The sequence below is a fragment of the Candidatus Amarolinea aalborgensis genome (assembly GCF_900491745.1).
GTDB lineage: Bacteria > Chloroflexota > Anaerolineae > SSC4 > Amarolineaceae > Amarolinea > Amarolinea aalborgensis.
Genome location: NZ_UETR01000045.1, coordinates 1 through 24,240, shown reverse-complemented (window position 1 = coordinate 24,240; position 24,240 = coordinate 1). Strand labels below are relative to the sequence as shown.

General features: G+C 64.8%; 24 protein-coding genes. 4 read left to right on the top strand and 20 right to left on the bottom strand.

Features of this window, described 5'->3' with window-relative positions; all coding sequences use genetic code 11:
• From ACPQ6D_RS21940 to ACPQ6D_RS21930, 3 genes are all read right to left on the bottom strand, one after another.
• On the bottom strand, positions 1–1,717 hold a 1,717-nt coding region (locus ACPQ6D_RS21940; protein ID WP_423226488.1), incomplete at its 3' end, for a DUF6077 domain-containing protein.
• A 112-nt stretch (positions 1,718–1,829) separates the two neighbouring features.
• Entirely contained in the window at positions 1,830–2,552 is a 723-nt protein-coding gene (locus ACPQ6D_RS21935) for an MFS transporter (RefSeq protein WP_423226489.1), read from the bottom strand.
• A gap of 169 nt (positions 2,553–2,721) precedes the next feature.
• Positions 2,722–2,916 (bottom strand): hypothetical protein, encoded by a 195-nt coding sequence (locus ACPQ6D_RS21930; RefSeq protein WP_423226487.1) that lies wholly within the window; start codon positions 2,914–2,916, stop codon positions 2,722–2,724.
• Between the two features lie 598 nt (positions 2,917–3,514).
• On the opposite strand from ACPQ6D_RS21930, the gene ACPQ6D_RS21925 reads away from it, so the two are divergent.
• A complete protein-coding gene (locus ACPQ6D_RS21925) occupies positions 3,515–3,640 on the top strand; it encodes a hypothetical protein (RefSeq protein WP_423226486.1) in 126 nt (41 codons plus the stop codon).
• Between the two features lie 71 nt (positions 3,641–3,711).
• Here ACPQ6D_RS21925 and ACPQ6D_RS21920 read toward each other — a convergent pair whose 3' ends face one another.
• From ACPQ6D_RS21920 to ACPQ6D_RS21870, 11 genes are all read right to left on the bottom strand, one after another.
• Positions 3,712–4,032, bottom strand: a complete 321-nt coding sequence (locus tag ACPQ6D_RS21920; RefSeq protein ID WP_423226485.1) for a hypothetical protein — start codon at positions 4,030–4,032, stop codon at positions 3,712–3,714.
• Positions 4,033–4,081: 49 nt separating this feature from the next.
• The gene (locus ACPQ6D_RS21915; protein ID WP_423226484.1) at positions 4,082–4,510 is read right to left on the bottom strand and encodes a hypothetical protein; all 429 of its coding nucleotides are present in this window, start codon (positions 4,508–4,510) and stop codon (positions 4,082–4,084) included.
• A 529-nt stretch (positions 4,511–5,039) separates the two neighbouring features.
• Positions 5,040–5,345: a hypothetical protein gene (locus ACPQ6D_RS21910; protein ID WP_423226483.1), complete on the bottom strand. Its 306-nt coding sequence runs from the start codon at positions 5,343–5,345 to the stop codon at positions 5,040–5,042.
• 1,368 nt (positions 5,346–6,713) lie between these two features.
• Entirely contained in the window at positions 6,714–7,265 is a 552-nt protein-coding gene (locus ACPQ6D_RS21905; RefSeq protein ID WP_423226482.1) for a hypothetical protein, read from the bottom strand.
• 463 nt (positions 7,266–7,728) lie between these two features.
• Positions 7,729–8,145: a hypothetical protein gene (locus ACPQ6D_RS21900; protein WP_423226481.1), complete on the bottom strand. Its 417-nt coding sequence runs from the start codon at positions 8,143–8,145 to the stop codon at positions 7,729–7,731.
• Entirely contained in the window at positions 8,130–8,363 is a 234-nt protein-coding gene (locus ACPQ6D_RS21895; RefSeq protein WP_423226480.1) for a hypothetical protein, read from the bottom strand. The genes ACPQ6D_RS21900 and ACPQ6D_RS21895 overlap by 16 nt, the downstream gene beginning before the upstream one ends.
• Before the next feature lie 429 nt (positions 8,364–8,792).
• A complete protein-coding gene (locus tag ACPQ6D_RS21890; RefSeq protein WP_423226479.1) occupies positions 8,793–9,737 on the bottom strand; it encodes an alkaline phosphatase family protein in 945 nt (314 codons plus the stop codon).
• Between the two features lie 690 nt (positions 9,738–10,427).
• Entirely contained in the window at positions 10,428–10,871 is a 444-nt protein-coding gene (locus ACPQ6D_RS21885) for a DUF2304 domain-containing protein (protein WP_423226478.1), read from the bottom strand.
• 83 nt (positions 10,872–10,954) lie between these two features.
• Positions 10,955–11,713: a glycosyltransferase family 2 protein gene (locus ACPQ6D_RS21880; RefSeq protein ID WP_423226477.1), complete on the bottom strand. Its 759-nt coding sequence runs from the start codon at positions 11,711–11,713 to the stop codon at positions 10,955–10,957.
• A 13-nt stretch (positions 11,714–11,726) separates the two neighbouring features.
• The gene (locus ACPQ6D_RS21875; protein ID WP_423226476.1) at positions 11,727–12,617 is read right to left on the bottom strand and encodes a tetratricopeptide repeat protein; all 891 of its coding nucleotides are present in this window, start codon (positions 12,615–12,617) and stop codon (positions 11,727–11,729) included.
• 104 nt (positions 12,618–12,721) lie between these two features.
• Positions 12,722–13,048 carry a hypothetical protein gene (locus ACPQ6D_RS21870; RefSeq protein ID WP_423226475.1) on the bottom strand — a complete coding sequence of 109 codons (327 nt, stop codon included), beginning with the start codon at positions 13,046–13,048 and terminating at the stop codon, positions 12,722–12,724.
• Here ACPQ6D_RS21870 and ACPQ6D_RS21865 point away from each other — a divergent pair.
• A complete protein-coding gene (locus ACPQ6D_RS21865) occupies positions 13,039–16,359 on the top strand; it encodes a UvrD-helicase domain-containing protein (RefSeq protein ID WP_423226474.1) in 3,321 nt (1,106 codons plus the stop codon). The genes ACPQ6D_RS21870 and ACPQ6D_RS21865 overlap by 10 nt on opposite strands.
• An 87-nt stretch (positions 16,360–16,446) precedes the next feature.
• Here ACPQ6D_RS21865 and ACPQ6D_RS21860 read toward each other — a convergent pair whose 3' ends face one another.
• Positions 16,447–16,905 (bottom strand): type II toxin-antitoxin system Phd/YefM family antitoxin, encoded by a 459-nt coding sequence (locus tag ACPQ6D_RS21860; protein WP_423226473.1) that lies wholly within the window; start codon positions 16,903–16,905, stop codon positions 16,447–16,449.
• A gap of 208 nt (positions 16,906–17,113) precedes the next feature.
• Between ACPQ6D_RS21860 and ACPQ6D_RS21855 the strand changes: the two genes are divergently transcribed.
• Entirely contained in the window at positions 17,114–18,322 is a 1,209-nt protein-coding gene (locus ACPQ6D_RS21855) for a radical SAM protein (RefSeq protein ID WP_423226472.1), read from the top strand.
• Here the strand turns inward: ACPQ6D_RS21855 and ACPQ6D_RS21850 are convergent.
• The 4 genes from ACPQ6D_RS21850 to ACPQ6D_RS21835 all read right to left on the bottom strand — a co-directional run bounded on the left by ACPQ6D_RS21850 (position 18,282) and on the right by ACPQ6D_RS21835 (position 20,662).
• Entirely contained in the window at positions 18,282–18,716 is a 435-nt protein-coding gene (locus ACPQ6D_RS21850; RefSeq protein ID WP_423226471.1) for a hypothetical protein, read from the bottom strand. The two genes, ACPQ6D_RS21855 and ACPQ6D_RS21850, sit on opposite strands and share 41 nt — an antisense overlap.
• A gap of 3 nt (positions 18,717–18,719) precedes the next feature.
• Positions 18,720–19,601, bottom strand: coding sequence for a bifunctional methylenetetrahydrofolate dehydrogenase/methenyltetrahydrofolate cyclohydrolase FolD (gene folD, locus ACPQ6D_RS21845; protein WP_423226470.1), 882 nt, complete (start codon positions 19,599–19,601; stop codon positions 18,720–18,722).
• Positions 19,602–19,691: 90 nt separating this feature from the next.
• Entirely contained in the window at positions 19,692–20,174 is a 483-nt protein-coding gene (locus ACPQ6D_RS21840) for a CBS domain-containing protein (protein WP_423226469.1), read from the bottom strand.
• Positions 20,175–20,365: 191 nt separating this feature from the next.
• Positions 20,366–20,662 carry a hypothetical protein gene (locus ACPQ6D_RS21835; protein ID WP_423226468.1) on the bottom strand — a complete coding sequence of 99 codons (297 nt, stop codon included), beginning with the start codon at positions 20,660–20,662 and terminating at the stop codon, positions 20,366–20,368.
• A gap of 105 nt (positions 20,663–20,767) precedes the next feature.
• Here ACPQ6D_RS21835 and ACPQ6D_RS21830 point away from each other — a divergent pair, with 105 nt between their 5' ends.
• Complete coding sequence (locus ACPQ6D_RS21830; protein WP_423226467.1) at positions 20,768–23,032, top strand: glycosyltransferase family 39 protein; 2,265 nt, start codon at positions 20,768–20,770, stop codon at positions 23,030–23,032.
• Positions 23,033–23,040: 8 nt separating this feature from the next.
• Here ACPQ6D_RS21830 and ACPQ6D_RS21825 read toward each other — a convergent pair whose 3' ends face one another.
• On the bottom strand, positions 23,041–24,069 hold the full coding sequence (locus ACPQ6D_RS21825; RefSeq protein WP_423226466.1) for a LysM peptidoglycan-binding domain-containing protein: 1,029 nt from the start codon (positions 24,067–24,069) through the stop codon (positions 23,041–23,043).
• Between the last annotated feature and the right edge of the window lie 171 nt (positions 24,070–24,240).

Sequence of the window (24,240 nt, the reverse complement as noted above, 5' to 3'; positions counted from 1 at the left end):
CAAAGGGAATCGTGGTCGCCAGGATGAAGCGCGCCAGCGGGCTGCGCCGTACGCGCAGGAGAGCCAGCGGCGCCAGCAGCAGCGCCAGCAACGTGCCCGCATCCCACAGCAGATCCGGGTGGCTCATGTAGCGCGCGGGGCTGAAGATCAAGAGGCCCTGGCCGTTGATCTGGCTCCAGAGGCGGTAGAGCAAGAACGGATTGGGCGCGCCCGGCGCGGGCGTGACGATGAGCGGCTGCAAGCCAGGCATCTGCAGGGCGTCGCGCCAGAGGAAGGGCAAGATCAGTTCGGGCGCTTCTTGCAGCGGTAGATTCGCGAACGACGTCGGGAAAAGATAGGCGGAGCGGGTTTCTTCCACCTGTTGGCGCAGCAAGAAGGGAAAAATCAACAGTCCCAGGATGATGGCGCCCACGCCGAGGCTGCGGCGCAGGCTGGCCCAACTGGGACGAATCAGCCAGGCGAGGCCGGCCAGCGTCCCCGCGGCCACAGCAAAAAAGGCCGTGTCAATGGGGTGAATGATGAGCGGCAGGCTGCCCAGCGCAGCCAGGGTCAGGCTTCTGGAGAACCGTAGGTCACGCCGGAGGCGTGACGACGGCGTCTGCGGCGCCTCACCCTCCCCTGCATCCGCACCCTCTGGCAAGGAGGCCGGGCCCTCGAAGACGGCCGCGCTTCTCCCCCCTTCTCCTCTCCGCAGCGCGGAGAGGAGAAGGGGCCGGGGGTTGAGGTGAGGCCGCTCCCTGAACCAGTTCGGGACGCCTGGCCCGTTTCGGTCGCCCAGCGGCGAGGCGCGCGCCTGCAAGGCGCGGTGTACGAGGGCTAACGCCACAGGAAGGACCACGAACAGGAGCATGAACTTGTCAGAAACGATGCGCCGAAAAAAAGCGTAGGCCAGGTTGCCGTGGCGGTGGAAGGGCGCGGCCAGGAAAAAGAGCACCTGGAAGCTGGTCAAAAACAGGGCCAGGTCACGCCGCCGCGTCAGTTGGCTGACCAGGGTGTAGAGCGACGCCAGGGCGCTCAAGGCCAGGAGCGCGGGCAGATAACGGCCCAGCGCATCGGTCAGGTCAGCGCCGCTGACGCGCGCCAGGAAGGCCGGGATGATGCCCCAGGGATTGAGCGCGGCGCGCGGCGGCACAGGCAGACCCGTGCCAAAGAGCGGGTCAAGCCCAGTCAGCGGGCGGTCTTCGAAGACGACACGCGCAAAACCGAGATAGGCAATCTGATCGCCATCCAACCCGCCGCGGCTGGCGATGACTGCGACGCTGAGGAGCGCCGCGAGGAGAAGGATGGTGAGGGGGAGGTTGGAAGACAGAAATTGAAAATTGAAAATTGAAGATTGAAGATTGATGGTTGGGGACGAGGGGCGAGACCGACGTAGGGGGAGGAGGGCCAGCAGGCCCAAGAGCAGGGCCAGGCCGCCGAAAGCCCATTGAAACGCGGTCAGATTCAGATGCAGGGCGAGTACGGCGCTGGCAGGGAGAATGAGCAGCGCGAGGCTGAGCGGGAATGCAAGGCCAACCCGTTCCAAGAAGTCGAGCGGCATGTCGGCGCACAACCAGCGCATCAGCAGCCAGCCAGGAAGCAGCAAGACCAACCCGTACGCCAGGCTGACCGCGACCGCGGGCGGCAGCCGTGTCAGCAGGTTCGATAGAGCCAGGAAGAGCAGAAAGAGAAATAAGACGGCGCTCACAGGCAGCGCGCGCAGGCGTGTCCAGATCATAGCGTGAGCGATTGTAACACGCCGCAGGGAAAGTGCAAAGTGCAGAACGGAAAGTGCAAAGTACAAAGCACCAAAGTGCAAAGTGGACCGAGCGTCCTTCGTTCAGCGTTCATCATTCAGCGTTCCTCCTCAGCCCCACGGCCAGGATAGCGACGCCGAGCAAGCACAGGCCTGCGCCCAAGCCCAGGGCCAATGGGGCACCCCAGGCGCTGGCGCCGGCGCCGATGAGCAGGCCGCCAAAACGGCCGGCGCCGATGGTCAGCAGGGTGTAGAAGCCGAGGACGCGGCCGCGCAGATCGTCCGGTGTTTGCAACTGCACCATCGTGTTGGTGAGGGCCTGCGACATGACGAACGCAGCGCCACCAACCGCCAGCAGCAGGGCTGACAAGCCAAACGTGGACGACAGGGCGAAGGCGATCTGGCTGAGGCCAAAAACCAGGCTGGCGCCAATCAGCAAGGGCAGGCGTCGCGCGGCCCGGCTGCCAGCCGCGACCAGGCCGCCGCCGACGGCGCCCGCGCCCACGGCGGCCATCAGCAGGCCCAGCCCGGTGGCGTCTACGTGCAGCACCTCACGCGCGAACACGGGCACAATCACGTACGGGGCAAAGACCAGGCCGCACAGGCTGAGGATGCCGATGAGGCGTAAGAGGGTCGGTTGGCGCCGCAGGTAGTCGGCGCCCGCGGCCACGCTGCTACGCAACGACCCGCGGCGGCTGAGCGCGGCCGGGAAGGGCAATCGCAGGCGCAGCAGGACGAGGATGACGACGCTGAAGCTGGCGGCATTGATGCCAAAACAGCCGGCCTCACCCACCTGGGCGATGAGGATGCCGGCCAGCGCAGGCCGATTACGCGGGCGGCGTTGAAGGCCGCCGCGTTCAATCCCACCGCATTGGCCAGATCCGCTGGGCCGACGATTTCCAGCAAGAGCGTCTGCCGGGCCGGTACGTCCAACGACCCCAGCGCGCCCAGCACGAATTCGAGCGCGATGATATGCCAGACCTGGATCACGCCGCGCGGTGAGGACGGTCAGGAGTCCAACGCCTGCAAGAGCAGCCCACCTGCGTGAGGATGACCAGGCCGCCGCTGGGGACGCGGTCGGTCAAGGCGCCGCCCAGCAGGGTAAGGGGAATGACCGGCAGCAGCGGTAAGAACCAGGTGGCGCCGAGGGCCAACGCCGAGCCGGTCAGCCGATAGACCAACCAGCTTCTGCGCGGTGGTTTGCATCCAGGCGCCGTTTCGTGACAACAGCGTGTGCGGTCCAGAAGGGCGAAAAGCAGGATTGCGCAGCGTGCCAAGACCTGTGGCATGAGGCCGCTTATACCCCAGGTAGCCCAGGCCAGTCAGGCGGGACGCGACTTCGGCGTCGTAGGCCGCGCCTGCGCCGCTGTCCGAGCCGGGGATGCGGTCAGGTTGGCTGATAGCGCAGGTCGCTGCGCCAGCGCCGAGCCAGGCTCAAAGGTGCCGATCAACACGCGGCCATCGAGATCATCGGAGCAGGGTACCGCCCGCCAGGTGCAGGATGGTCGGCGCCAGGTCCACGATGCGCGCGCCGGTGATTTCAGTCCTGCTGGCGAATGCCCGGCCGTGCAGGAGGCACATGCCAAAACGGCGGTTGTTGCCCTTCCACCGCCAGGTGCGCCTCGAACGGGTTTGCCTGCGCCAGGCCCGCTATGTATACTCATCGGCGTTGAGGGCCAGCAGATCAGGGCCGTCCGCCGCATAAGGGCCTGAAAGGCCCCGTCGCGGGATAGACCTTGACGAAGACCGCGCGCCGGTCTCCGGGTGCGGATGGCCTCGATGCGCGCGATCAACTCATCGCACAACGCCTGGTACGCCGCCTCCGTGGACGCCGTCACGGCTGATGTACACCGGCCCCTGCGCCAGGGCAAGGCGCAGGCAAGTCCAATCAACACGCTGCAATAACGGCCTGATTGCCAAACCGCCGTAGACGCCGGTGCTGCTCGGCAGCAGATACGCGCACCCGGCGCATGAGTTCAAAATGGGAAGAGGCGCTTGAGGTGCAGCACATCGAGCAGGCGGCTGATTGCGGTGCGGTTGAGGCCTAACCGGAAGAGCACATCGGCCGAGGCAGGCGCGTGAAAAGATAGCCCTGCTGCTTGAGCCAGTGCGTTGAGGAAGAAGGCTTTGGCGACCCGGCGGTGCCGTGATCGACATGACCAGGGTGTAATCGAACTGCGGCGCCAGTTCGCCCAGCCATTTGTCCACCACCTGCCAGGCCCACAAGGTTGCTCTTCATCAGAAGAAGAGCGCTGGATGCGGTTGAGGTCGAAGGTGGTGATGTGCAGAAAATCCACCGGAATCCCTTGCCATGCAGGTACGCGAAGCGCGTGGAAGAAGGTCTTATCAATGACGGCAGTAGCGCTTCTGCACCACGGGACTGTCCTTCGTGGCATTGAAAAAATCGCCCTTGATGTTCAGCTCGTAGTCCAGCAGTCTGCTCCAGGTCGGACGCCAGTTCCGGGCGGGAGGTGTAGCCGGTCTGGCTGACATCAGGGCCGCACACACCGCGAAGCCATCGAGGGCTTTGGGTGGATAGGTGCGCGGCACGCCGATGACGCCGGTGCGCAAGCCGGCCCGGGTTGAGATAGTCCCACACTTCGGCGCTCTTGAAGGTGTGCGAGGTGGGATGATGACCACGCGCGTAGGGATCAGCTGCTGCCACCAGAAGACGCCGAGTTTGCCGGCATACTTGCCCGCGGCGTAGCACTTCCAGGCCGGCGAGGTCACGGGCGGCGGCGGCGCTCTCCATTTCGCCGCGCGCCTGGCGGCCACCAGGCGCTTTCAGGGTGGGCAGCTGTGCGTCGCAGCCAATCGCCGATGAAATTGAACGAGCCTCCATCGAGGCCGAAACGAGAATTCGTGGTTTGGACATAGGCGTCTCTTGACAGGGATCAGAGATCAGAGATTAGAGACCGAGGCGTTTGAAAGACGGGTGATCTCCGGTCTCGGTCCGGAATCTTCAATTTTCAATCTTCAACTACCATCAACCAATTGTGCGCAAGACGAACAGCATCGCCTCGATATCCTCTTCCTGCACAGGGTGCGTAGGCAGAGTGAGCAGGCGCTATGCAATCTCGGTCGCGCTTAGAAATCCAGGTTGCCCCGGTGCTCTGCGCAAACGATGGGGCAGGCAGGCTCGACGGCGTGCGTATGAGGATTTCGGCCAGGGTTTGGCCGTTGAAGTCGGTCGGCTGATGCCGGCGTAACGCAGGCGTGCACCAGTTCCTCACGCCGCGCGTGGTCACGGGCCAGCAAGGGCAGGCGCACGTAGATCGGCGGCGCTGCCATGGGCGCGACGGCGTCAACCTGCCAGGGTGCAGACGCGCATTGCCAGCAGATGCTGCGGCGCAGCCCGCGCCGCGTGCTCCAGCCGGCCAGCCGCAGGAGCTGCGCGCTCATAGCGCAGCCGCAAACGTTTCAGCGGCTGCCGCGCAAAATGCCAGGTGCGCGGGTCATCGCCAGCCGCGTTGAGACCAACTGCGACCCACCACCAGCCGCGTGGATGAAACGACGAGAAGCTTGCGCTGTCCTGGCCCAGGCCAGGACAGTTGACGCCAAACGGCTGCGGCCGACTGCGCCGATGATCTCCGCGGCGGTTCGGCCACAACGCGGCGTCGTTGAAAAGCGTCGCTGCCGCCGCCCGTGCTGAGGCCTACGCTGGCCAAAGCTGAGCAGGCCGGCGTCGCCCAGGGTGCCGAGGAACGCTGAATGAGGAACGAGGAATGAGGAATGAGGGAGCGCGAAGCCAACGGTGGCGGAGTCGCCAGTCTGGGAGCGGATCCAGGAACTGGTCTCAGAGAGGCCGGGTTTCTGGAGCAGGTGATCGATGGCGCCGAAGGCCTGCGGCGTCGTCATACGAAGAAAGGCGCCGACCGCGTGCGCGCGAGCGCATACATCGTCCAGCTACCGCGGCAGCCTCAGCGGATGGACGCTGACCACGGCCAGCGTCTGCGGCCCAATGGCGCGATCCAGCGGCGCGGTCGTAATCCAACGTCTGCATTCATGTCCACCAGGCGCACGCTAGCCTGCGGCATGCGCGCGTAGGCCAGCACCGGACAGGTGTAAGCGGGCGGATACCATCATCACGACCGGGACGCTGGCGCTTGCAGGCTTCCAGGATCAAGAAAGGCCGCGGCCGCTGGCTGTCAGGCCAGCGACGGGTTGCCCGTCATCGCGCTGCTGGCCAAGACGGGCTTCGGCGCGCGGCGAACGACGGCCGCCAGGCTGGCAGCCGATCCAGACCAGCGGACCGGCGTGCGCTGGGCGGCAAATAACGCCACAATGGAATATGGGCTTTGAGCTTCGCGATTTGAGGTTATCCTTCCGAACTTGAAATGAGGCGCTCTTCGACCCTTCACTGTGCGAATTATCAAATCTTCGATATTCACTCTGCTTGCACTTGTCCACTCTGGGCTTCGGCACTCCGCCTTCGCACTCTGCACTTTGTATTTTGCATTTTGTACTTTGCACTTTATGTTCTCTCATCACCCAAACGGCACGGACGGCGCACGACCGTATTTCAGGCGTTCAGCCGCGGCGGGCGGCAGGCGCTGCCACATCGCGGCGGCTGCCAAGGTGCTGAGTTCCAACGCGCTTCTGGCCGCTTCCTGGAGCAATCCAAGGCGGGCAGGGCTGCCTGGCGGTGCAGCCAGACGCTGCGATAGATACGGTTCCGGCCAAAGCGCCGCTTGAACGCGGCATGGCTGGAATGATGCAGCTGCGGCCAAAATCAACGCGCAGCGTAACCCAACCCGGCGAAATGCGCCATGATTTCCAGTACATCAGGTAGGTCGCATAGTTGGCGCAGGAACTGGCGGCGGATGGCCCCAGGTGCACCAGACGGTCTGGCCGAGCAAGAACTGGCAGCCGCCGCCCACAAGCCTGCCGTGAGTGGCGCGATGACCACAGCGTGAAACTGATCCCGGGAAGCGGGCGCGCCAGGTGAAGAAGCGCCGGCTGAGCACCGGCGTTCCTTTTACGCTGCGCCGTCTCCGCAAAGGCCGGATACCAGGCGTCCAGTTGATCGGCATCCCAGCTCAAGCCGAAACCGGCGGCGTTGCACCGGGTTGCGCAGATCGTGCGAGAAGCCTTCCACAGCGATGTCCTGCGCCGGGCTGTAAACTCTGGCGCACCGTGACATGACGCTCCACCGTGCGCCAGCGGGTGGCGTCAGCCGGAGCCGTCGTCGCCCAGGGGAGCTGTCAGGGCTGTCGCGCAGCAATATGCGGTGCCCATCGCGCTGCGCCAGCGCCACCGCGGCCTCGATCAAGGCGCTGGCGGCGTTGCCGAGTGGTCGCGGCCAGTCCCACCCGGCAGCGAGGTCAGATGCGGACGAGCTGGGCCAGGCGCACGTGACACAACGGCAGCACGCCGACGATGGCGCCTCGCGCCCCTGCGCCACCAGGGCGAACGGGCGCAGGCCGTATGACCTGGCGGTAGATGTCCCGCCCGCCGCCAGATGGTAATAGCTGGCTTGGGGCGATGCCAGGGCGAAATCATCCCACGCCAGTATGTCCCTGCCCCTCATGCACGGAAATCATGCCCGGCTCAATAGCGGCAGGAAGCAGCCTGCGCCAACTGGTCACGCAGCGGCTCCCAGGAAAACTCCGGCCAGCAGGCGGCTCCAGGCTGACCTCAAAGGCCGGCCTGACCGAAGCGCGGTGGGTGATGTGCTCACGCGGTGAGGCGAGGCGCCGCCGCGGGCTGCGCGGTGTCGAATTCCCACGGATGCACGGTAGGCCACCACCGGTCCCCTGCCTGGCCGGGTGCCGCATCAGCGCCCGAATGAGCGGATAGGGCGGCACCCGCCAGGCAAAGCCGCCGCAGGAAGCCGCCAAGCGGCAGCTCACGGTCGTGACCGGAACTCGATACCAGTGCCCGCCGAGGCAACGCAATCCGCTGGATTGCGCCTGTCCCGCCGAGGGATTGCGCGCCCATCAGTAGATTGCGAAGCGCACGGGCGCACGGGCGCGTGCGAAAGCCAACAGCGGCTATTGCGCGTGCGGATCAGGCTGGAATCGTAGGCAAAACCCTCTGACGCCGCCAGCACATCGAGCGCCCACAGACGCGCCGTTGATCGAAAATAGGGCGGTGAACGCCCAGGATGGGAATATCGCCTTTGCCGCCTGGCGGATGGCGTCCATGGCGGCGGCTTCATCCCGAAACTGGGCGGGGTCGGCCGTGAACGAAGCGATGGTGGTAGCCGTGCACACCGAGTTCATGCCCGCTCGGCTCATGCGGCGGATGAGCTGGCTCATGCGGTACAATGCGCCGACCACAAAGAAGGTGGCGAATGGACCCCGTGCGCGGCCAGCAGCGCCAAGTAGGCGCTCGGTCAATCCGCATAGGCGCACATTGCGGCCATGCGCCACCTGGCGATATATGGTGCTGGTCAGGCCTGGAACCATTCTTCCAGGTCAACGGTCAGCGTGGACAGGCCGCATCGGGTCTGGCGTGGTCGCCTTCGTCCGCCTTCATCCCACGTACCCCAGTCCGCGCGGGCGTTCGCTGATGGCGGCTTCATCCGCGCGTGGAAGAGCATCGGCGTCGCGCCCGCGCTTGTCAAAGCCGGCGACTCGACCACCTGCGCCTGTTCGGCCAATGGGCCGCTGAGCTTCCTGGTCAAGACACGGCCATCCCTGGCGGCTGCCGGAATCACTGGCCGAACAGGTGCAGCATGGTCGGCGCCAGGTCAGCCAGCGTCGGCCGCTGACCACCCGACCGCTCACGGGGAGCCACGAAGATGCCGTTCATGCGATGCGTGCCTGAGATGCCGCGGCGGCAACGCCTTCGATCGCGTGCGACAGACTCGTACTCGCCGAAGCCGAAATACTCAGGTTTGGCGAAGACAATGATCAAGGCGTCGTCGGATACGGCTTGATAGGTTCCTCGCGTGAGATTTCATCACCACCGCCTCGCCGTGGCCGGATCGGTCAACAGCGCAGGCATTGATTTCAGCGCCCGGTTGTATTCGGCGCCGGCCACGCCCTGGAGCGCGACCGCGCGCAGCCGAATCTGGCCGATGTATTGCTGGGCCTGCGGCCGCCAATCCACGTCATCGAAGAAGAAGAGCGTACGCAGCGCCCTGGCCCCGCGCCACCTCTTGAGAGTGCCCAACCCCAGGCGCTGGGCAGATCATAAACGGACATGGGGCTGAACCGACGCGCGGCAGCGGGCGCGGCGCCAATCGGACGATGCGCAGAAAACTGCTGGCACCAACGTTGTTGACATGGATCAGACTGTGAATGGGCCATTGCGGATCGGACATCAGCATCAGCACGGTGCGGCAAGGGCGATTTACGTCGCCAGCCAGCGATCGAATGATAGAGCCAGAATGGCATCGCTCGCGGCTGGCCGGTCGCCTGGCAGATGCGCCGCCTCGAGAACTTCCATGGCGTAGGCGGTGTCCGGTGCCTGAAGACACCATAAGAAATCTCGCTTCCCAGCCGCACGGTTTTCGACCACCTTGATGCGCTGTTCCGTGGTGCTGTTGGGCAGATGGGAACGCATCCACCACGTCGAAGTAAGCCTGTCCGATCAGGATAGAGATGGTTGCCGTGAGGCGCTCAGACCTCCGCCAGTCGGCGATGGTGAACGTGACCTGCTTGGACGGCGTGGGCAGGCCGGAGATCAACAGGCCGTTGACCGGCTCCGGCGGGAAGGTCATCGGCACGTTGACCACGCACACGCGCCGGCCAGCCGCGCTGAGCAGACTCCACAGGCTGGGCAGACGCCGGTTGCGCGCGGTCGCAGGCACGAAATTGTAGGTGCCGGGCTCGCGATAGACCCAATCGTAAATGCTGTGCCGAGCCGGGTTTGCGCCGGTCGCGAACGTGGTCCAGGCCGGGCCGGTCATGGGCGGCACGGTGCTGCGCAGTTGGCCCCAGGCGCCGCGGCGCAGCAGATCCGCAAACGCGGGCAGTTTGCCCTGCGCCACCCACGGCAGGATCAAATCAAATGTGGCCCCATCGAGGCCGATCACATAACAGCGGTAGGTCATAGAGACAATTTCAATCCTCGCGGCAGCGATTCAATCGCCGGCCGCCGCATGAATTTGGGGCGAAAGGGCGCGCCGCCGGCCAATCTTGCGCCCACGCAGGTGGGCGCCGGGCGGCACGCCCTTCAGGTGCGATTTCAATCGCCTTCAATCGCCGGCCGCCGCCGAATGAATTCGGGGCGAACGGGCGTTCCGCCTCCAGGTCGGCCTGCGCCGACCAATCTTGCGCCCACGCAGGTGGGCGCCGGGCGGTACGCCCTTCAGGCGCGATTTCAATCGCCAGCCGCCCGCCGGTCGCCCGCCGCATGAATTCGGGGCGAAGAGGCGCGCCGCCGGCCAATCTTGCGCCCACGCAGGTGGGCGCCGGGCGGCACGCCCTTCAGGTGCGATTTCAATCGCCAGCCTGGCCGGCCGCCGCATGAATTCGGGGCGAACGGGCGCGCCGCCGGCCAATCTTGCGCCCACGCAGGTGGGCGCCGGGCGGCACGCCCTTCAGGCGCGATTTCAATCGCCAGCCGCCCCCGACCAATCTTGCGCCCACGCAGGTGGGCGCCGGGCGGTACGCCCTTCAGGTGCGATTTCAATCGCTGGCCTGGCCGGCCGCCGCATGAATTCGGGGCGAACGGGCGCGCCGCCGGCCAATCTTGCGCCCACGCAGGTGGGCGCCGGGCGGCACGCCCTTCAGGCGCGATTTCAATCGCCAGCCTGGCCGGCCGCGGCCTCCCCGGCCGCGCCCTCGACCTGGCCGTCCGGGGAGGCCGCGTCGGTTCGGCCGTCAGCCCGGTTGGCTTTCTGCCATTGCTGCACTTCCCAGGCTAAGAGCGCCACATCCTGCGCCAGTTCCTTGTTCTGCGTCTGCAAACGTGAGATGGTAATGCCCTGGAAAAGCAAAATGACCACGGCGAACATCATGCCAATACCAAACAGGATGGATGGCGCGTAGACCACGCCAATCAGGTCGGCCATGAAACGCAGCGCCCCTTCGAAGAGCGAAAACGCCAGGAGCGCCACGCCCGTCAGCAGCCACAGCAGCGCGTGATCTTCACGCAGCCGCCCGCGGCGCACCAGTTCCAAAATGAGGCCGAGCCATCCCAGGCTCACCGCGATGGCAATCAATTTCAGAATCGGCTGCGGCATCAGATGGTTCCCTGGAATGCTGAATGATGAATGCGGAACGCTGAATGGCAAGTGCAAAGTACAAAATACAAAGTATCCAGCCTCTACTCTCGCAGCGACACATTGGGAGCTGTCTTGACGGCGGTGATCAGCACGGCCAGCAGCACTTTGACCATGTAGTACGCGCCGCGCCAGTGGTTGATCGAAGAAACGCCGCCGCGGCGCGGGGCCATCACCGCGGGCAGCTCGATGGTGGTCAGCCCGGCGCGGTGCAGCAGGATGCGCGCCTCGATTTCGGGATAATCCTGCGGATAGCAGCGCGCCAGGAATTCGATTGCGCGTCGGTTGGCGGCCTGCAGCCCGGAGGTAGGATCAGTCACGCGACAGTGCGTCAAGCGCGAAACGAGGGCCGCAAACAGACGGATGCCCAAGCGCCGGCTGGTGGGCACGCGGTAGGATGTCGGGCCGTTCTGAAAACGTGACCCAATCACCACATCGGCCTGGCCGCCAACGATCGGCGCCAGCAGCGCGTGCAAATCGGTCGGGTTGTGCTGACCGTCGCCATCCACGCGCCCGGCAAAGGCATAGCCGTACCGCGCGGCGAATTTGAAGCCGGCTTGCACCGCCCCGCCGATGCCCAGGTTATAGGGCAAGCGCAGGACCATGGCGCCGGCTGCCTGGGCCACGTCCGCGGTGCGATCGGTCGAACCATCGTCAATCACGAGGACAGAAGCTGCGGGCAGGCGCCGCGCCCGATTATCGGCATGGGTCGTCAAAACGCCCTGCACCACATGCGCGATGCTGGCCTCCTCGTTATACGCCGGCACGATCACCAACAGCCGGTCTTTGCTTCCTGATTCCATCGCACCTGCCCATTTATCTGCTGTCTGCCAAATCATACCACCTCTGGGCAGCCGCGGCATCGCCCTGGGCGCGAGCCAAATCGCCCAGGCGGCGGTAAGCCCACGGGTTGGCGGGAAAGCGGCGTGTCTGTTCCTGCCAGGCGTTGGCCGCCGCGGCAGGCTGACCATCCGCCAACAACGCTTCGCCCAGCCACAGCCCCGTCCACGGCAGCGTGGCGTCGAGTCGCCAGGCTGTTTGCAGAGCGATCACAGCCGCGGCGGGATCGCTGCGCGCCAGGGCCACACGGCCCTCGTAATAGTCATCAAGCGCCGCCGGCTGCTTGGCTGCCAAGGCCAGTCCCGCCTGCCATTGGCTGACCGCCGCTGGCTGATCCCCTTGCGCCCACAGCGCCTCGCCCCAAAGATAGAAGGCCTCGGCGCGGGTTGGTTCCACCGCGGCCGCCTGTCCCGCCCGTTTCACCGCGTCGCGGACTGCACCCCGGCTCAGCGCGGCCTGGGCCTGGCGACGAAGGCTGGCGTACGCGGGCCAGCCGGCCTGGCGATAGTGCGTTTGCGCCTCATCGTCGGCGCCGACCTGCTCCAGCGCCCGCGCCAACTCTAAATGCGTGAGGCGATCGTGAGACTGCAAAGCGAGGGCCTTCTCCAGGGCCGAACGCGCCGCGGCTGGCTGCACCTGCGCCAACTGCACGCGGCCCTGCGCCCGCCAGGCCACCGCGGAGGTGGGCACGCGCTGCGTGGCGCGCTGCAGCCTATCAATTGCCAGGCCCAAATCCTGGGTACGCCAGGCGCGCATCCCCTGGTTCAACGCCAGCCAGCCAGGGAACTGGATCGCCAGGCGCAGACCGAGCAGCAGGCCGCAGGCCAACCACACGAGGGATCGTTTAGAAGAGCGTGTTTGGGTCATCGCCATGAAAGTTTCGACAGGCGCTTGCAACCCCTGAAGGTCTCAGATCGGGGCAGGAGTCATTCTAGCATACACCAGGGAGAGAAACAAACGTGGTAATCGCCTCATCGAAACCGGGGTTTCTGGGAGAAACGCGATTTCTGGTAATCGGCCCCGTCTGTGTTATACTGCGGCCCAAATTCTAACCGTGTCGTGTCATGAAATTCGTCGCCGATCTGCACATCCATTCGCACTTTTCCCGCGCCACCAGTAAAGAGCTGACGTTCGAACAGCTTGCGCGCTGGGCGCAGCTCAAGGGCGTGCACGTCGTCGGCAGCGGCGATATTGCGCACCCCGGCTGGCTGCAGGAGATGCGCGCGCGGCTGCAACCGGCCGAGGACGGCCTCTATCGCCTGAACGATGACCTGGGGTCCAGCAAACGGTGCCGCCAAGCTGCCAGGCCCCCGTCCGCTTCCTGCTGGGCGGCGAAATCAGCAGTATCTACAAGAAGCACGGCCAGACGCGCAAGATTCACAACGTCATCTTCGCGCCCGACTTCGACGCGGTCGCCAAGATCCAGGCTGCGCTGGAGAAGATCGGCAACATCCGCGCGGATGGCCGCCCCATTCTTGGCCTCGATGCGCGCGACCTGCTCGAAATCATCCTCAACATCAACCCGGCGTGCCACTTGATTCCCGCGCACATCTGGACGCCCTGGTTTGCGCTGCTCGGCTCCAAGTCCGGCTTCGATTCCGTGGAGGAATGTTTCGGCGATCTGACGCCATCCATCTTTGCGCTCGAAACTGGCCTCTCCTCCGACCCGCCCATGAACTGGCGCGTCTCCAACCTGGATCGTTACACCCTGGTTTCCAACTCGGACGCCCATTCGCCGCAGAAACTGGCTCGCGAAGCCACCCTCTTCGACACCGAACTCTCCTACCCGGCGCTCTTCCGTGCGCTGCAAACGGGCGACCCGGCTGCGTTCCAGGGTACAGTAGAATTCTTCCCGGAAGAGGGCAAATACCATCTCGACGGCCATCGCAAATGCCAGGTGTGCTGGGAGCCGGCGACCACGCGCACACACCAGGGCCTGTGCCCCGTGTGCGGCAAAGAAGTCACCATCGGGGTTATGCACCGCGTCGAAGCCCTGGCCGACCGGCCGCCTGGTCAGCGCCCGCCGCGTCCGGCGCCGTTCGTCAGCCTGATTCCGCTGCCCGAAATCCTGGGTCAGGTGTACGCGGTGGGCGCCGGGTCACGCCAGGTGGAGCAGGAGTACAACAAGCTCCTGGCGCGTCTGGGGCCGGAGCTGACCATCCTGCAAGCCGCGCCCTTGACCGACATCGCGCGCGCGGGCGGCGAACGCCTGGCCGATGGCATCGGTCGCATGCGCCGCGGCGAGGTGCAGGCTGACGCGGGCTACGACGGCGAGTACGGCGTCATCAAGCTGTTCGCCATGTCCGGGAACGGGCCAGGTCTGCTTCAGGGCGGCCTCTTCGCAGCCGAAGCGCCCCGCGCAGCCTCCGCTGCGGTCATTCATCCATCGCAGCCTGCCGCCGCGGGCGCGGTGACGACGGTCGCCAGCGCGACTGAGCCGGTGAGCGGCGCAGTGCGCCACCTGCGTGAAAGCGCCGCAGGCAGTCAGCTCTTCTTGATCGAGGCGGCAAACGAGGACGACGCGGCCAGGGCGCCTGATCAAGGCGACCACGCTGCTTTGCATCATCAGGGCGAGCCCGCGGGATCGTCTATTCTGGCGTCGCTCAACGCCGCGCAGCGCGAGGCCGTCTTGCACACGCAGGGGCCGTTGATCATTGTGGCCGGGCCGGGCACCGGCAAGACCCGCACCCTGACCGTGCGCATCGCGTACCTGATCCAGGCGCAGCAGGCGGCGCCGGAAGCCATCCTGGCGATCACCTTCACCAACAAGGCGGCGCACGAGATGGCCGCCCGCCTGACCGACCTGCTGGGCGTGGAGGTGACGCGGCGGATCACGATCAAAACCTTTCATGCTTTCGGCGCGTGGCTGCTGCGCCAATGGGGCGCCAGCCTGGGGATCAGCCCGGACTTCGTGATCTGCCGGGACGAAGAGCGCCGCGCGCTGCTGGCGCAGGCCGCGCCAGAGCTGCGCCTGGCAGAGCGCGATCAGTTCCTGGCCTGGATTGCCGACGCCAAGAATCGTCTGCTGACGCCGACCGCGCCCGAACTGAGCAGCATCTGCGATGACGCCCGTTTGTCAGACATCTTTCGCCGCTATGAGGAGGCACGTCAGACGAGCCAGGCCCTCGATTTCGATGATCTGATTCAGCAAGCCGTGCACCTGCTGGAAACGCAGGCCGAGGTGCGCGGCCAGGTGCATGATCGCCTGCGCTGGCTTTGCGTGGACGAATACCAGGACATCAACCTGGCCCAATACCGGCTGCTGCGTCTACTGACCGCAGGCGGCGCCAACCTGGCCGTCATCGGCGACCCGGATCAGGCCATCTACGGCTTCCGCGGCGCGGACCGCCGCTTTTTCCTGCGCTTTGCCGAGGATCACCCCGGCGCCCGGCGTTTGCACCTGAGTCAGAACTACCGTTCCACGCAGATGATCCTGGATGCGGCCATGCAGGTCATTGCGCTCAACCGCGGCACACGACTGTCGCTGCAGGCCGTGCGGCCGCTGGCCGACTTCGTGCAGCAAGTGCGCATCGAGATCGTGCAGACGCCGACCGACCGCGCCGAGGCTGAGACGGTCGTCCATCAGATCGAACAAATGGTGGGCGGCACCAGCTACTTCTCGCTCGATTCGGGCCGCGTCCGCACGGAGCCGGAGACGCCGCGGTCGTTTGCCGATTTTGCCGTGCTCTACCGGTTGAGCGCGCAGAGCCGGCTGCTGGTCGAAGCCTTCGAACGCTCTGGCATCCCCTTTCAGCACGTGGGGCAGAGATCGCTCCTCGAGCAGCCGGCCGTGCATCATGTGCTGGCCTACCTGTGGCTGCGTTTGCAGCCGGCCGCGCAGGTGCACCTGGAGACCGTGCTTGGAGTGGGCAAAGGCGCGTTTGCCACCGGCGCTTTTGGTCGCTTGTGGGCGTGCGTGATCGGTCAGCCGGCGGGGCTGAGCGAGGCTCTGCGACAGGCAAGCCTGGCCGGAGACTTCAGCGCGACGCAGCAGCAGCGTTTGCGCAGCCTGGCTGACTTCTGGCAGGCGCCGGAGCTGGCCGCGGATCAGCCGGTCGCACGCCAGATCGAAGCCGTCTACCGCTTTGCGTGCAGCCAGGGCAGCCTGGGCGCGGAGCCGGCCGAGACGGAGCACATCGCGCAATTGGCGCGCCGGGCCGCGCCGTTCGATGACCGCCTGGCCGAGTTCCTGGAAAGTCTGGCTCTGCAAGGTGAAACCGATGCCTACGACCCCCGCGCCGACCGCGTGACGCTGATGACGCTGCACGCGTCGAAGGGCCTGGAGTTCCCGGTCGTCTTCATCGTGGGCTGTGAAGAATCGCTGCTGCCCTACGCGCGCCCGAACGGCCATGGCGCGGGGTCAGAGGTTGAGAAGGGCGAGAGGTTCGATGTAGAAGAGGAAAGGCGGCTGTTCTACGTGGGCATGACCCGCGCCCAGCAGCGGCTGATCCTGACGTACGCCCGCACACGCTTTCTGTTCGGCCAGAGCGTGCAGAACGCGCCCTCGCGCTTCGTAGATGACATCGCCGCGGCGCTGAAAGCGCTGCGCGAACTGGAAAAACTACCACCCCGCCCAGCCCCGATCGGCGTTCAGCTCCCGCTGTTCTGAATCGAGTCCGGGCCTAAGTCGGACGGTCGCCGCGCACAACGTACAGGAAATGCAGGCCATCCAGGATCGGAATGCCCTGGTAGGCGCTCAGTCATCAAAAACCGCCTCGGCCTCGTCGTCAATGGCGCGGCCGTCCCTGATCGCTTCCTCGCGAGCGCGATCGAGCGCCGCGCGCCCATCCTGGATAACATGCTCGACCGTCCGATTACGCTGCGTCAGAGCCATCTGCGCAGCGCGGCGAATCGCGTCCCGCGCTTCTGCTGAAAGCGGACGGTGCGGCTGGAAGGCTCGCACGCCGCCAGCAGGCGTGGGCAGCCAGATTGGAGCGTCGTCGTCAGGGGACGCGTCCAGCGTAGCCGAGATGGCCGCAAGCTCGTCCTGCAGCCGGTGGACCTGCTGCACCAGGCTTTCGTATTGGTCCACGCTCAGCATGACAACCTTGGGCCGGCTGTAACGCGTGATGTAATAAACCTGGTTGCGCCCGCCAACTTGTTCGACTAGATCTTTGATCTGGCGTTTTGCTTCGCTTACAGACAGAATCAGCATGGCGACACCTCTCAACTTCTCGTTGCACCGTTCGAACAATCGTCTTATCTTAGCCAAGATGTTGGCCAAGATCATTATAGGCTTGATGCCACCATGCGTCAAGCCGGCGGGAAGCATTCACCTTCGGGTTGGACGCCCTTTCCTGATTTGTTCGTCGCACATTTGTTCTGTATAATACCCCCATCTTCTCATCGGGGCGGCGCACACCATGGACGTACGCACAAAAATTGAGTGGTTGGAACAAGCGGCGCAGTACGACGCGTGCCTGGAAGCAGGCGAGCCGATGCCAGCGGCATTGCCCCCACGCGTGCCTGACCTGCGTGATTCGATCGCACAGCTCAGCGCGAACGGGCGCAAGGCGCCCATCCTGAAAATTCTGCAGACGAGCGCGTGTGAGAAGAACTGCTACTACTGCCCCTTCCGCGCTGGCCGCAACTTTCGCCGCGAAACCCTCAGCCCGGACGAGTTGGCCGCATCGTTCGACCAGATGCAGCGAGCTGGGCTGGTGCAAGGCCTCTTTCTCAGCTCTGGCATCATCGGCGCCGTGCGCTCGATGGATCGCATGCTGCAGACCGTGGAGTTGATTCGGCTCAAGTACGGCTTCCGCGGGTACATCCATCTGAAGATGCTGCCTGCGGCCGAAGAAGCACAGATTGAGCGCGCCGTCCACCTGGCCGACCGGGTGTCCACCAACCTGGAAGCGCCCACAGCGCAGCACTTGAGCCGCCTGGCGCCGATGAAAACCTTCGAGGAGAGCCTGGTCGAGCCGCTGAAGCGTGCCCGGCGCTTGATCCAGCAAACCCAGGGGAACAGCGGCCAGCAGGTGGCTCGCTCCGGCATGGTCACGCAGTTCGTGGTTGGCCCGGCCGGCGAGAGCGACCGCGATCTGCTCGGCGCCAGTCAACGCCTGTACCGCGAGGTGGGACTGCACCGCGCCTACTACAGCGCGTTCAGCCCCGTGCGGAACACCCCGCTGGAAGGTGCGCCCGCCACGCCGCCGCGGCGTGAATTTCGTCTTTACCAAAGCGATTTCCTGCTGCGCGCCTACGGCTTTCGCGTCGAAGAACTGCCGTTTGATGGCGAGGGCAATCTGCCGCTCGATCAGGATCCAAAAACGCTCTGGGCACAGGAGCACCCAGAGCGTTTCCCACTCGAAATCAACCGCGCCGCGCCGCAAGACCTCGTGCGCGTGCCGGGCATCGGCCCTCAAACGATGCGCAACATTCTACGCGCTCGCCTCGATGGCAAGCTCAGCGACTTAGGCCAGCTCAAGAAATTAGGCGTGGATGTGGCGCAGGCCGCGCCGTACGTTCTGCTCAACGGCCGCGCCGCGCCCGTGCAGATGCGCTTGGGCTTTGCGTGGGAAGCGCTGCACCTCAGCCCTTCCAACCCACGACAGCCCGCGCACTCCGCATGACCAGCTTCTTCTCCTCCGCGCCCAGATGATCAGGCTCCCGGCCGAGTAAAAAGGGAACATCGCGCAGATCCTGGATCATCTTCTCCAAGAGGGCGCGATTTTCCTGCAACAACGGCAGCGCCTCGTCAGGCGAGGTCGGCATGTTGGTCGGATCCATGATGGCAACTTTCAGCGCCTTGCCCACCAGAGTCAAGTGGTAGGGACTGAGCGCGGTCTCGGCTTCCTCCGGTGAAACCGGCAGCACCCAGTGTTTGTCGTTGGCAAAAGAGCGAAAGCGGCGGCCAGGCACGCCCTTGACCTTATCCACCATGTCCGCAAACCCGCCGCCTGTCAGCGTGTAGCGACTGTCGCCAATCTGAATTTGAATCTCCTCAACCGCTCGTTCTTTAGCCATGAGTTACAACCCGTGCGCGCGCTTGAAGCTGGTCACGGTATTCTGCAGCAGCATGGCGATCGTCATCGGGCCAACACCGCCAGGCACCGGGGTGATGGCGCCGGCCACCTCCCTGGCTTCCTCGAATGCGACATCGCCCACCAGGCGTGATCCGCTCTTCTTACTGGCGTCTGCAATCCGGTTGATGCCCACGTCAATCACCACCGCGCCTGGCTTCAACCAATCGCCCCTGATCATTTCCGGTCGGCCGATGGCCGCCACCACGATGTCGGCTTGGCGCACTTTGGCGGGTAGGTCGCGCGTGCGGCTGTGACAAACCGTGACGGTCGCGTCATGGTTGCGCAGCAGCGCGGCCATCGGGATGCCCACAATGTTGCTGCGACCGACCACCACCGCATCCGCGCCGCTGATGTGCACGCCCGCATCTTCGAGCAAGGTCAGGCAGCCCAACGGTGTGCAGGGCACGAACAGCGGCGGGCGTCCCTTCATGTTCAGCCGCCCAATGTTGATCGGGTGAAATCCATCTACATCTTTTTCCAGGCTGATGGTGCTCAGCACAGCCTCTTCATCCAGGCCTCCCGGCAGCGGCAGCTGCACAAGGATGCCGTTGACGGCCGGGTTGGCGTTGAGATCACGCACGAGCGCTTCCAAATCAGCCTGGCCGATGGACGCCGGCATCTCGTGCCCAAACGATTCGATGCCAAGCTCCGCGCAGGCTTTGCGCTTGGAGCTGACATAGGCCTGCGATGCTGGATTCTCCCCCACAAGCACGGTGGCCAGGCCAGGCACACGGCCGGTCTTCTCGCGCAGCGCGGCCACTTCCAGCGCCAGGTCCGCGCGGATGCGTGCCGCTATCGCCTTGCCATCAATGATGGTTGCAGTCATGATTGTTCTCGCTTTTCAAGTTGATTCGGTGACTGGCGCGCAACGCGCCGGTCACACGGCTGTGAGCCTCTTGGTTGCGACTCGCCGGGGTCAGGGATTAGGGCTGAAATACCACATCCAGCGCGACCCGCGCATCTCGCGCACGATGTCGGTCGTCGAAAGGACACCTACTGGAATCCGCGCGCCATTCGGCCCCGCCTCAGTGACGACTACGCGGTGAATATGTTTCTCAACCATGAGCTTCATCGCCTCACCCACGGTATTCTCCAGGCTGACCGTGACGACGTTACGAGTCATGATCTCGCCGGCCGTTTTGCCCTCAAGCGGTTGCCCAAACAAGGGAATCACGTCCATGTGCGAGATGATGCCTGTCAGTTCGCCGTCGGGCCCGGTGACAACAATCGCATGGACTTCAGTATCTGCCAGGACGCGCACAACCTCGGTCACTGCCGTGTTGGGATGGCAGGCAATGACGCCCTTGTGCATAATATCCTTCACAATCTTGACCGACATGATGTACCTCTTTCTATTAATAATGTGGCTGACAAGATTCTTTTCGATAGGCGGAGGCATTCACTCCTGATCGCCCTAGTGGGCGGGCGCAAGGCCGCGCGCCTTGCGGACAGTGTAGCAGATCAGTGGCAAAGCGCCAATGATGCAGGTCAGGTCAAACAAAAAGTCGGGTTTCTTGTGAAATCCGACTTCTGTTCGGAATGAAAGTCAATGAGCAAGAAGTCGGGTTTCTTGTGGGAACCCGACTTCTGTCAAACCTGGCGCACATCGGTGCGATCCAGGTAGGTGAGCAGATAGGCCGTGCGCCCGGCGGGCGCCGATTCATAGAAAACAGTATGGCCGGCCTCCATCTCCAGGGCAAAGGGCGCTTCCGCATCAACCACCACGCTGATGCCGCCCCCGCTGTCGGCCAACGCCTCCAGCCGCACACGATGGCCGCGCAGGTTCACCTCCGCGTGCGTGGGCGCAGCGTGAATATGCCAGATCAAGCGGTTCTCCGCTGCGATGATTTCAACTTCATTCGGCGTATCCGTTGGCACGCTGTGCATCAAGCGTCCTTTCTGGTCGGCAGTTCATTCGCCTTCTGACCGCGCTGTGCTATAATCTCCTCGCACGGCCCCGCGCGGGCCGCCAAACAATCTGGGACAGGCACCATGCTCGATCAACAACCACCGGCGGCCCGGCGCCCCCTTGTTCTCATTCTGATCATTTTCCTGCTGTTGGGCTTGACCTACAGCCTGGTCAACCCGCTTTTCGAGTCGCCTGATGAAGACCTGCACTTCCAGTTTGTCCGCTGGCTGCGCGAAGGCCATGGCCTGCCGCCGGCCCTGGCCGCGCCTGACTCGCCAATGCGCCAACTGGCTGCGCAACCCCCGCTCTACTACCTACTGGCCGACTGGCTAACCCTACCCATTGACCTCAGCGATGCCAGTCGAATCATCCGCCTCAATCCACATGCGGCGCTCAATCAGACCGAAACCATCGCCAATGTCAATCATGTCATTCACGGGGCCGATTACGCCTGGCCTCCGCGCGGCGCAGTGTTCGCCATGCGCGTGCTGCGCCTTTTCTCGCTGCTGCTCGGCGCAGTGACCGTATCGTGCGCCTACGGGCTGGCCTGGCAGGTATTCCCCAACCAGCCTGCCATTGCCCAACTGGCGGCGCTGTTCGTGGCAACCAATCCGCAGTTCATCTTCATCAGCGCTTCGGTCAACAACGACAACCTGGTCGTGGCCGCCACCGCGCTGATTCTACTGCTGCTCGCCCGCACCCTCAACCGGCCGCCCACCACGCGCCGCCTGATCAGCCTGGGCCTGGCGCTGGGGCTTGCTGCCTTGACCAAACAAAGCGCCCTGCTGCTCCTGCCGCTCACCTTCATTATCCTGACCGCGTTTGCCATGCATGAACGTTCCTGGGCCTATTTTTGGCAGTGGCACGGCATCACCTTCGGCCTGGCGTTCCTCGTCGCGGGCTGGTGGTACGTCCGCAACCTGCTGCTCAGCGGCAATGTCTTTGGCCTGCGCAGCCTCTTCGAACTGCTGCCCCCGCGGCCGGATTGGCCGACCTGGACTGAGTTCGTGCAGCAAGGCAACTATGCCTGGCGCTCGTTCTGGGCCTTATTCGGCTGGCTCAACGTGCCCCCGCCCGCCTGGGTCTACGTGGTCTACAATGTCCTGACCATCGTGGGGATCGTCGGCTGCCTGGGGGCCTTGATCGTCTGGTGGCGGTTCAACCGCCTGCGCCTGGTCGAACGCACGGCCAGCGAGCATCTGGCACGCGCGGCGCGCGGCAGCTCACTCAAGCTGTGGCTGCTGATCACCTGGTGCCTCATCGTCTTCGTATCCGTCTGGGGCTGGGCCACCCTCTACCCGCCGCAAGGTCGCTATCTCTTCCCCGCCGTGGCCGCCGTCGCTGTGCTTTGGGCTGCGGGCGTCAACACGTTGACGCCCTTCGTGTGGCGCGATCGGGTGGGCCTGTGGCTGGGCAGCGGTTTGATCCTCCTGGCCGCGGCGATTCCCTGGTTCACCATCGCGCCCGCCTACGCCGCGCCGTCAGCGCCCAGCCCGGCCGCCGTCGCCGCCGCCAGCGCAGTGGATGCCACCTTCGACCAAACCCTGCGCCTGCGCGCGGTTTCCATTCCAGAAACCGACCTGACGCCCGGCCAGACCCTGAAGGTGACGCTCTTCTGGCAGGCCCTGACCGCGCCTGGCGCCGATTACAGCATCAGCCTGATCATCGTGGATGACGCCGACCTGGTTATCCTGCGCCAGGATAGTTTCCCCGCCCGCGGCAACTATGCCACCAGCCGCTGGCGGGCCGGCGAACAGGTGCGCGACGAGCATCAGCTTCGCCTGCCGGAGACCGCACCCGCGCCGTGCGCCTGCCGCCTGTTCGTCAGCGTCACCCGCGCCAGCGACGGCGCCGCGGTCCCTGCCAGGCTGACCGCGACCGCAGGCGCCGTGCGTGCGCCGCTGAGCGATCTGCGCATCGAACCGCGTCTCACCGAGGCCGGCCTGCCCAACCCGGTGGCGCTCAATTTCGACGACCAAATTGAACTGGTGGGCTACGACGTCAATCGCCGCAGCCTCGCGCCCGGCCAGGCTCTCGATCTGGTCTTGTTCTGGCGGCCGCTGCAGCGCCTGCGCGTGGACTATGTCGTGGTGACGAGTCTGCGCCATGCGGCCAGCGAAGAGACGGCCGTGAGCGTTGACTGGCCGGCCAACATCGAAGACACGCCCCCAACGGATTGGCAGGTCGGGCGATTGCGCGAGGAGCACTATCGCCTGACCCTGCCGGCCGACGCCGCCAGCGGCGAATACGACATCCTGGTCAGCCTGCATGATCCCACCACGCAGTTTCAATTACCTGTCAATCTGACCGAACAAGCCGCTGTCCTCGGCCGCGTGCGGCTGCGGTAGCTCGCTGGTTAGAAATCTCTTGCCTCAGGCGAAACCAACACGATGCCAGTCCAGCGCATCTGGCCCCCCTGGCTGCCCAGGTAAAGAAACGCGGACCAGGCGCCATCCGCGCCCCAGCCGGTGCTGTAGGCCACATGCTCAACCCCTGCGGGCGCGCCGCCGGATTTTTCCAGCAGTTTGCGCGCATCCACAGAAAAATCTACAAAGATCTTGGGATTGCCCAAGCCATACGACGTCAGCAGCCCCATGACCTGCGCCGGGTCTTCACTCTGCAGCCCTTCGCTGCGGTAGAGGCCAAAGAGGAATGGCCGCCCCAGCAGTTGCTCCAGCGCCGCCTGGTCAGCCGACTCCAACGCGGCCTTAAGCTTCTCCAGCGCAGCGTCCAGCCCTGAGCCAGGCAGCTGCACAGAAACCGAGTTGAGATGCTCGAACGCGCCGTCGCGCGGGCTGGCGGCAAAAACCTGGATGCGGCCCGGCTGCGCGTTGGCCGGCACCGTGAAGGTGATCACTCCGGTGTACGGCCCGCGCTGACCTAACTCGCCGCTAATCATGGCATTACCGCCGCCGATCTCAAAACCGGCGGCGTCCAGAATGCGCACGCCCAGGTTCTGCTCGAAGCCGCGCCCAACGCCGCGCACGATAACCGGGCTGGTGATCGTCATCCCCATCGAGGGCTGGATGATGGTGATCTCCTCCACCGGCTCCACGGGCGCCGTCGTCGGCGCTGGCGTCGGGCCTGCGACCGGGATCAGCAGGCGCTGTCCAATGTAGATGCGATTGGGATTGCTGAGTTGATTGATGCGCATCAGCGTGAGCGCGGAGGTGCGGTAGCGCCGTGCGATGGAATACAGCGTGTCTCCACGCCGTACGGTGTACACGATATTGCCGGCCTGACCTGCGTCGGCCGCGCTGATCATGCGCGGCGCGGCGCTGACTGCTGCCGCCGCCGTCCGCTGCCCCGCGCCAGCCAACAGCAGCGCCCCCAACAAAATGCCGGCTACAGCCGCAGCCAGCTGCCATCTATTCGTTGACATCATTCGTAGGTTCCCCCTCTCTCCTTGCTCTCACCCTCTTCAATCTCCTGCCCCTGCAAATACCTTCCCGGACGTCCCTCGATCGTCACGTCTCGCTGCAGGCGGCCTTGCGCATGCAGGCGCGTCACGATCTGCTCCAGCCGCCAGGTTTCCCAATCAAATAGACGGCAGATC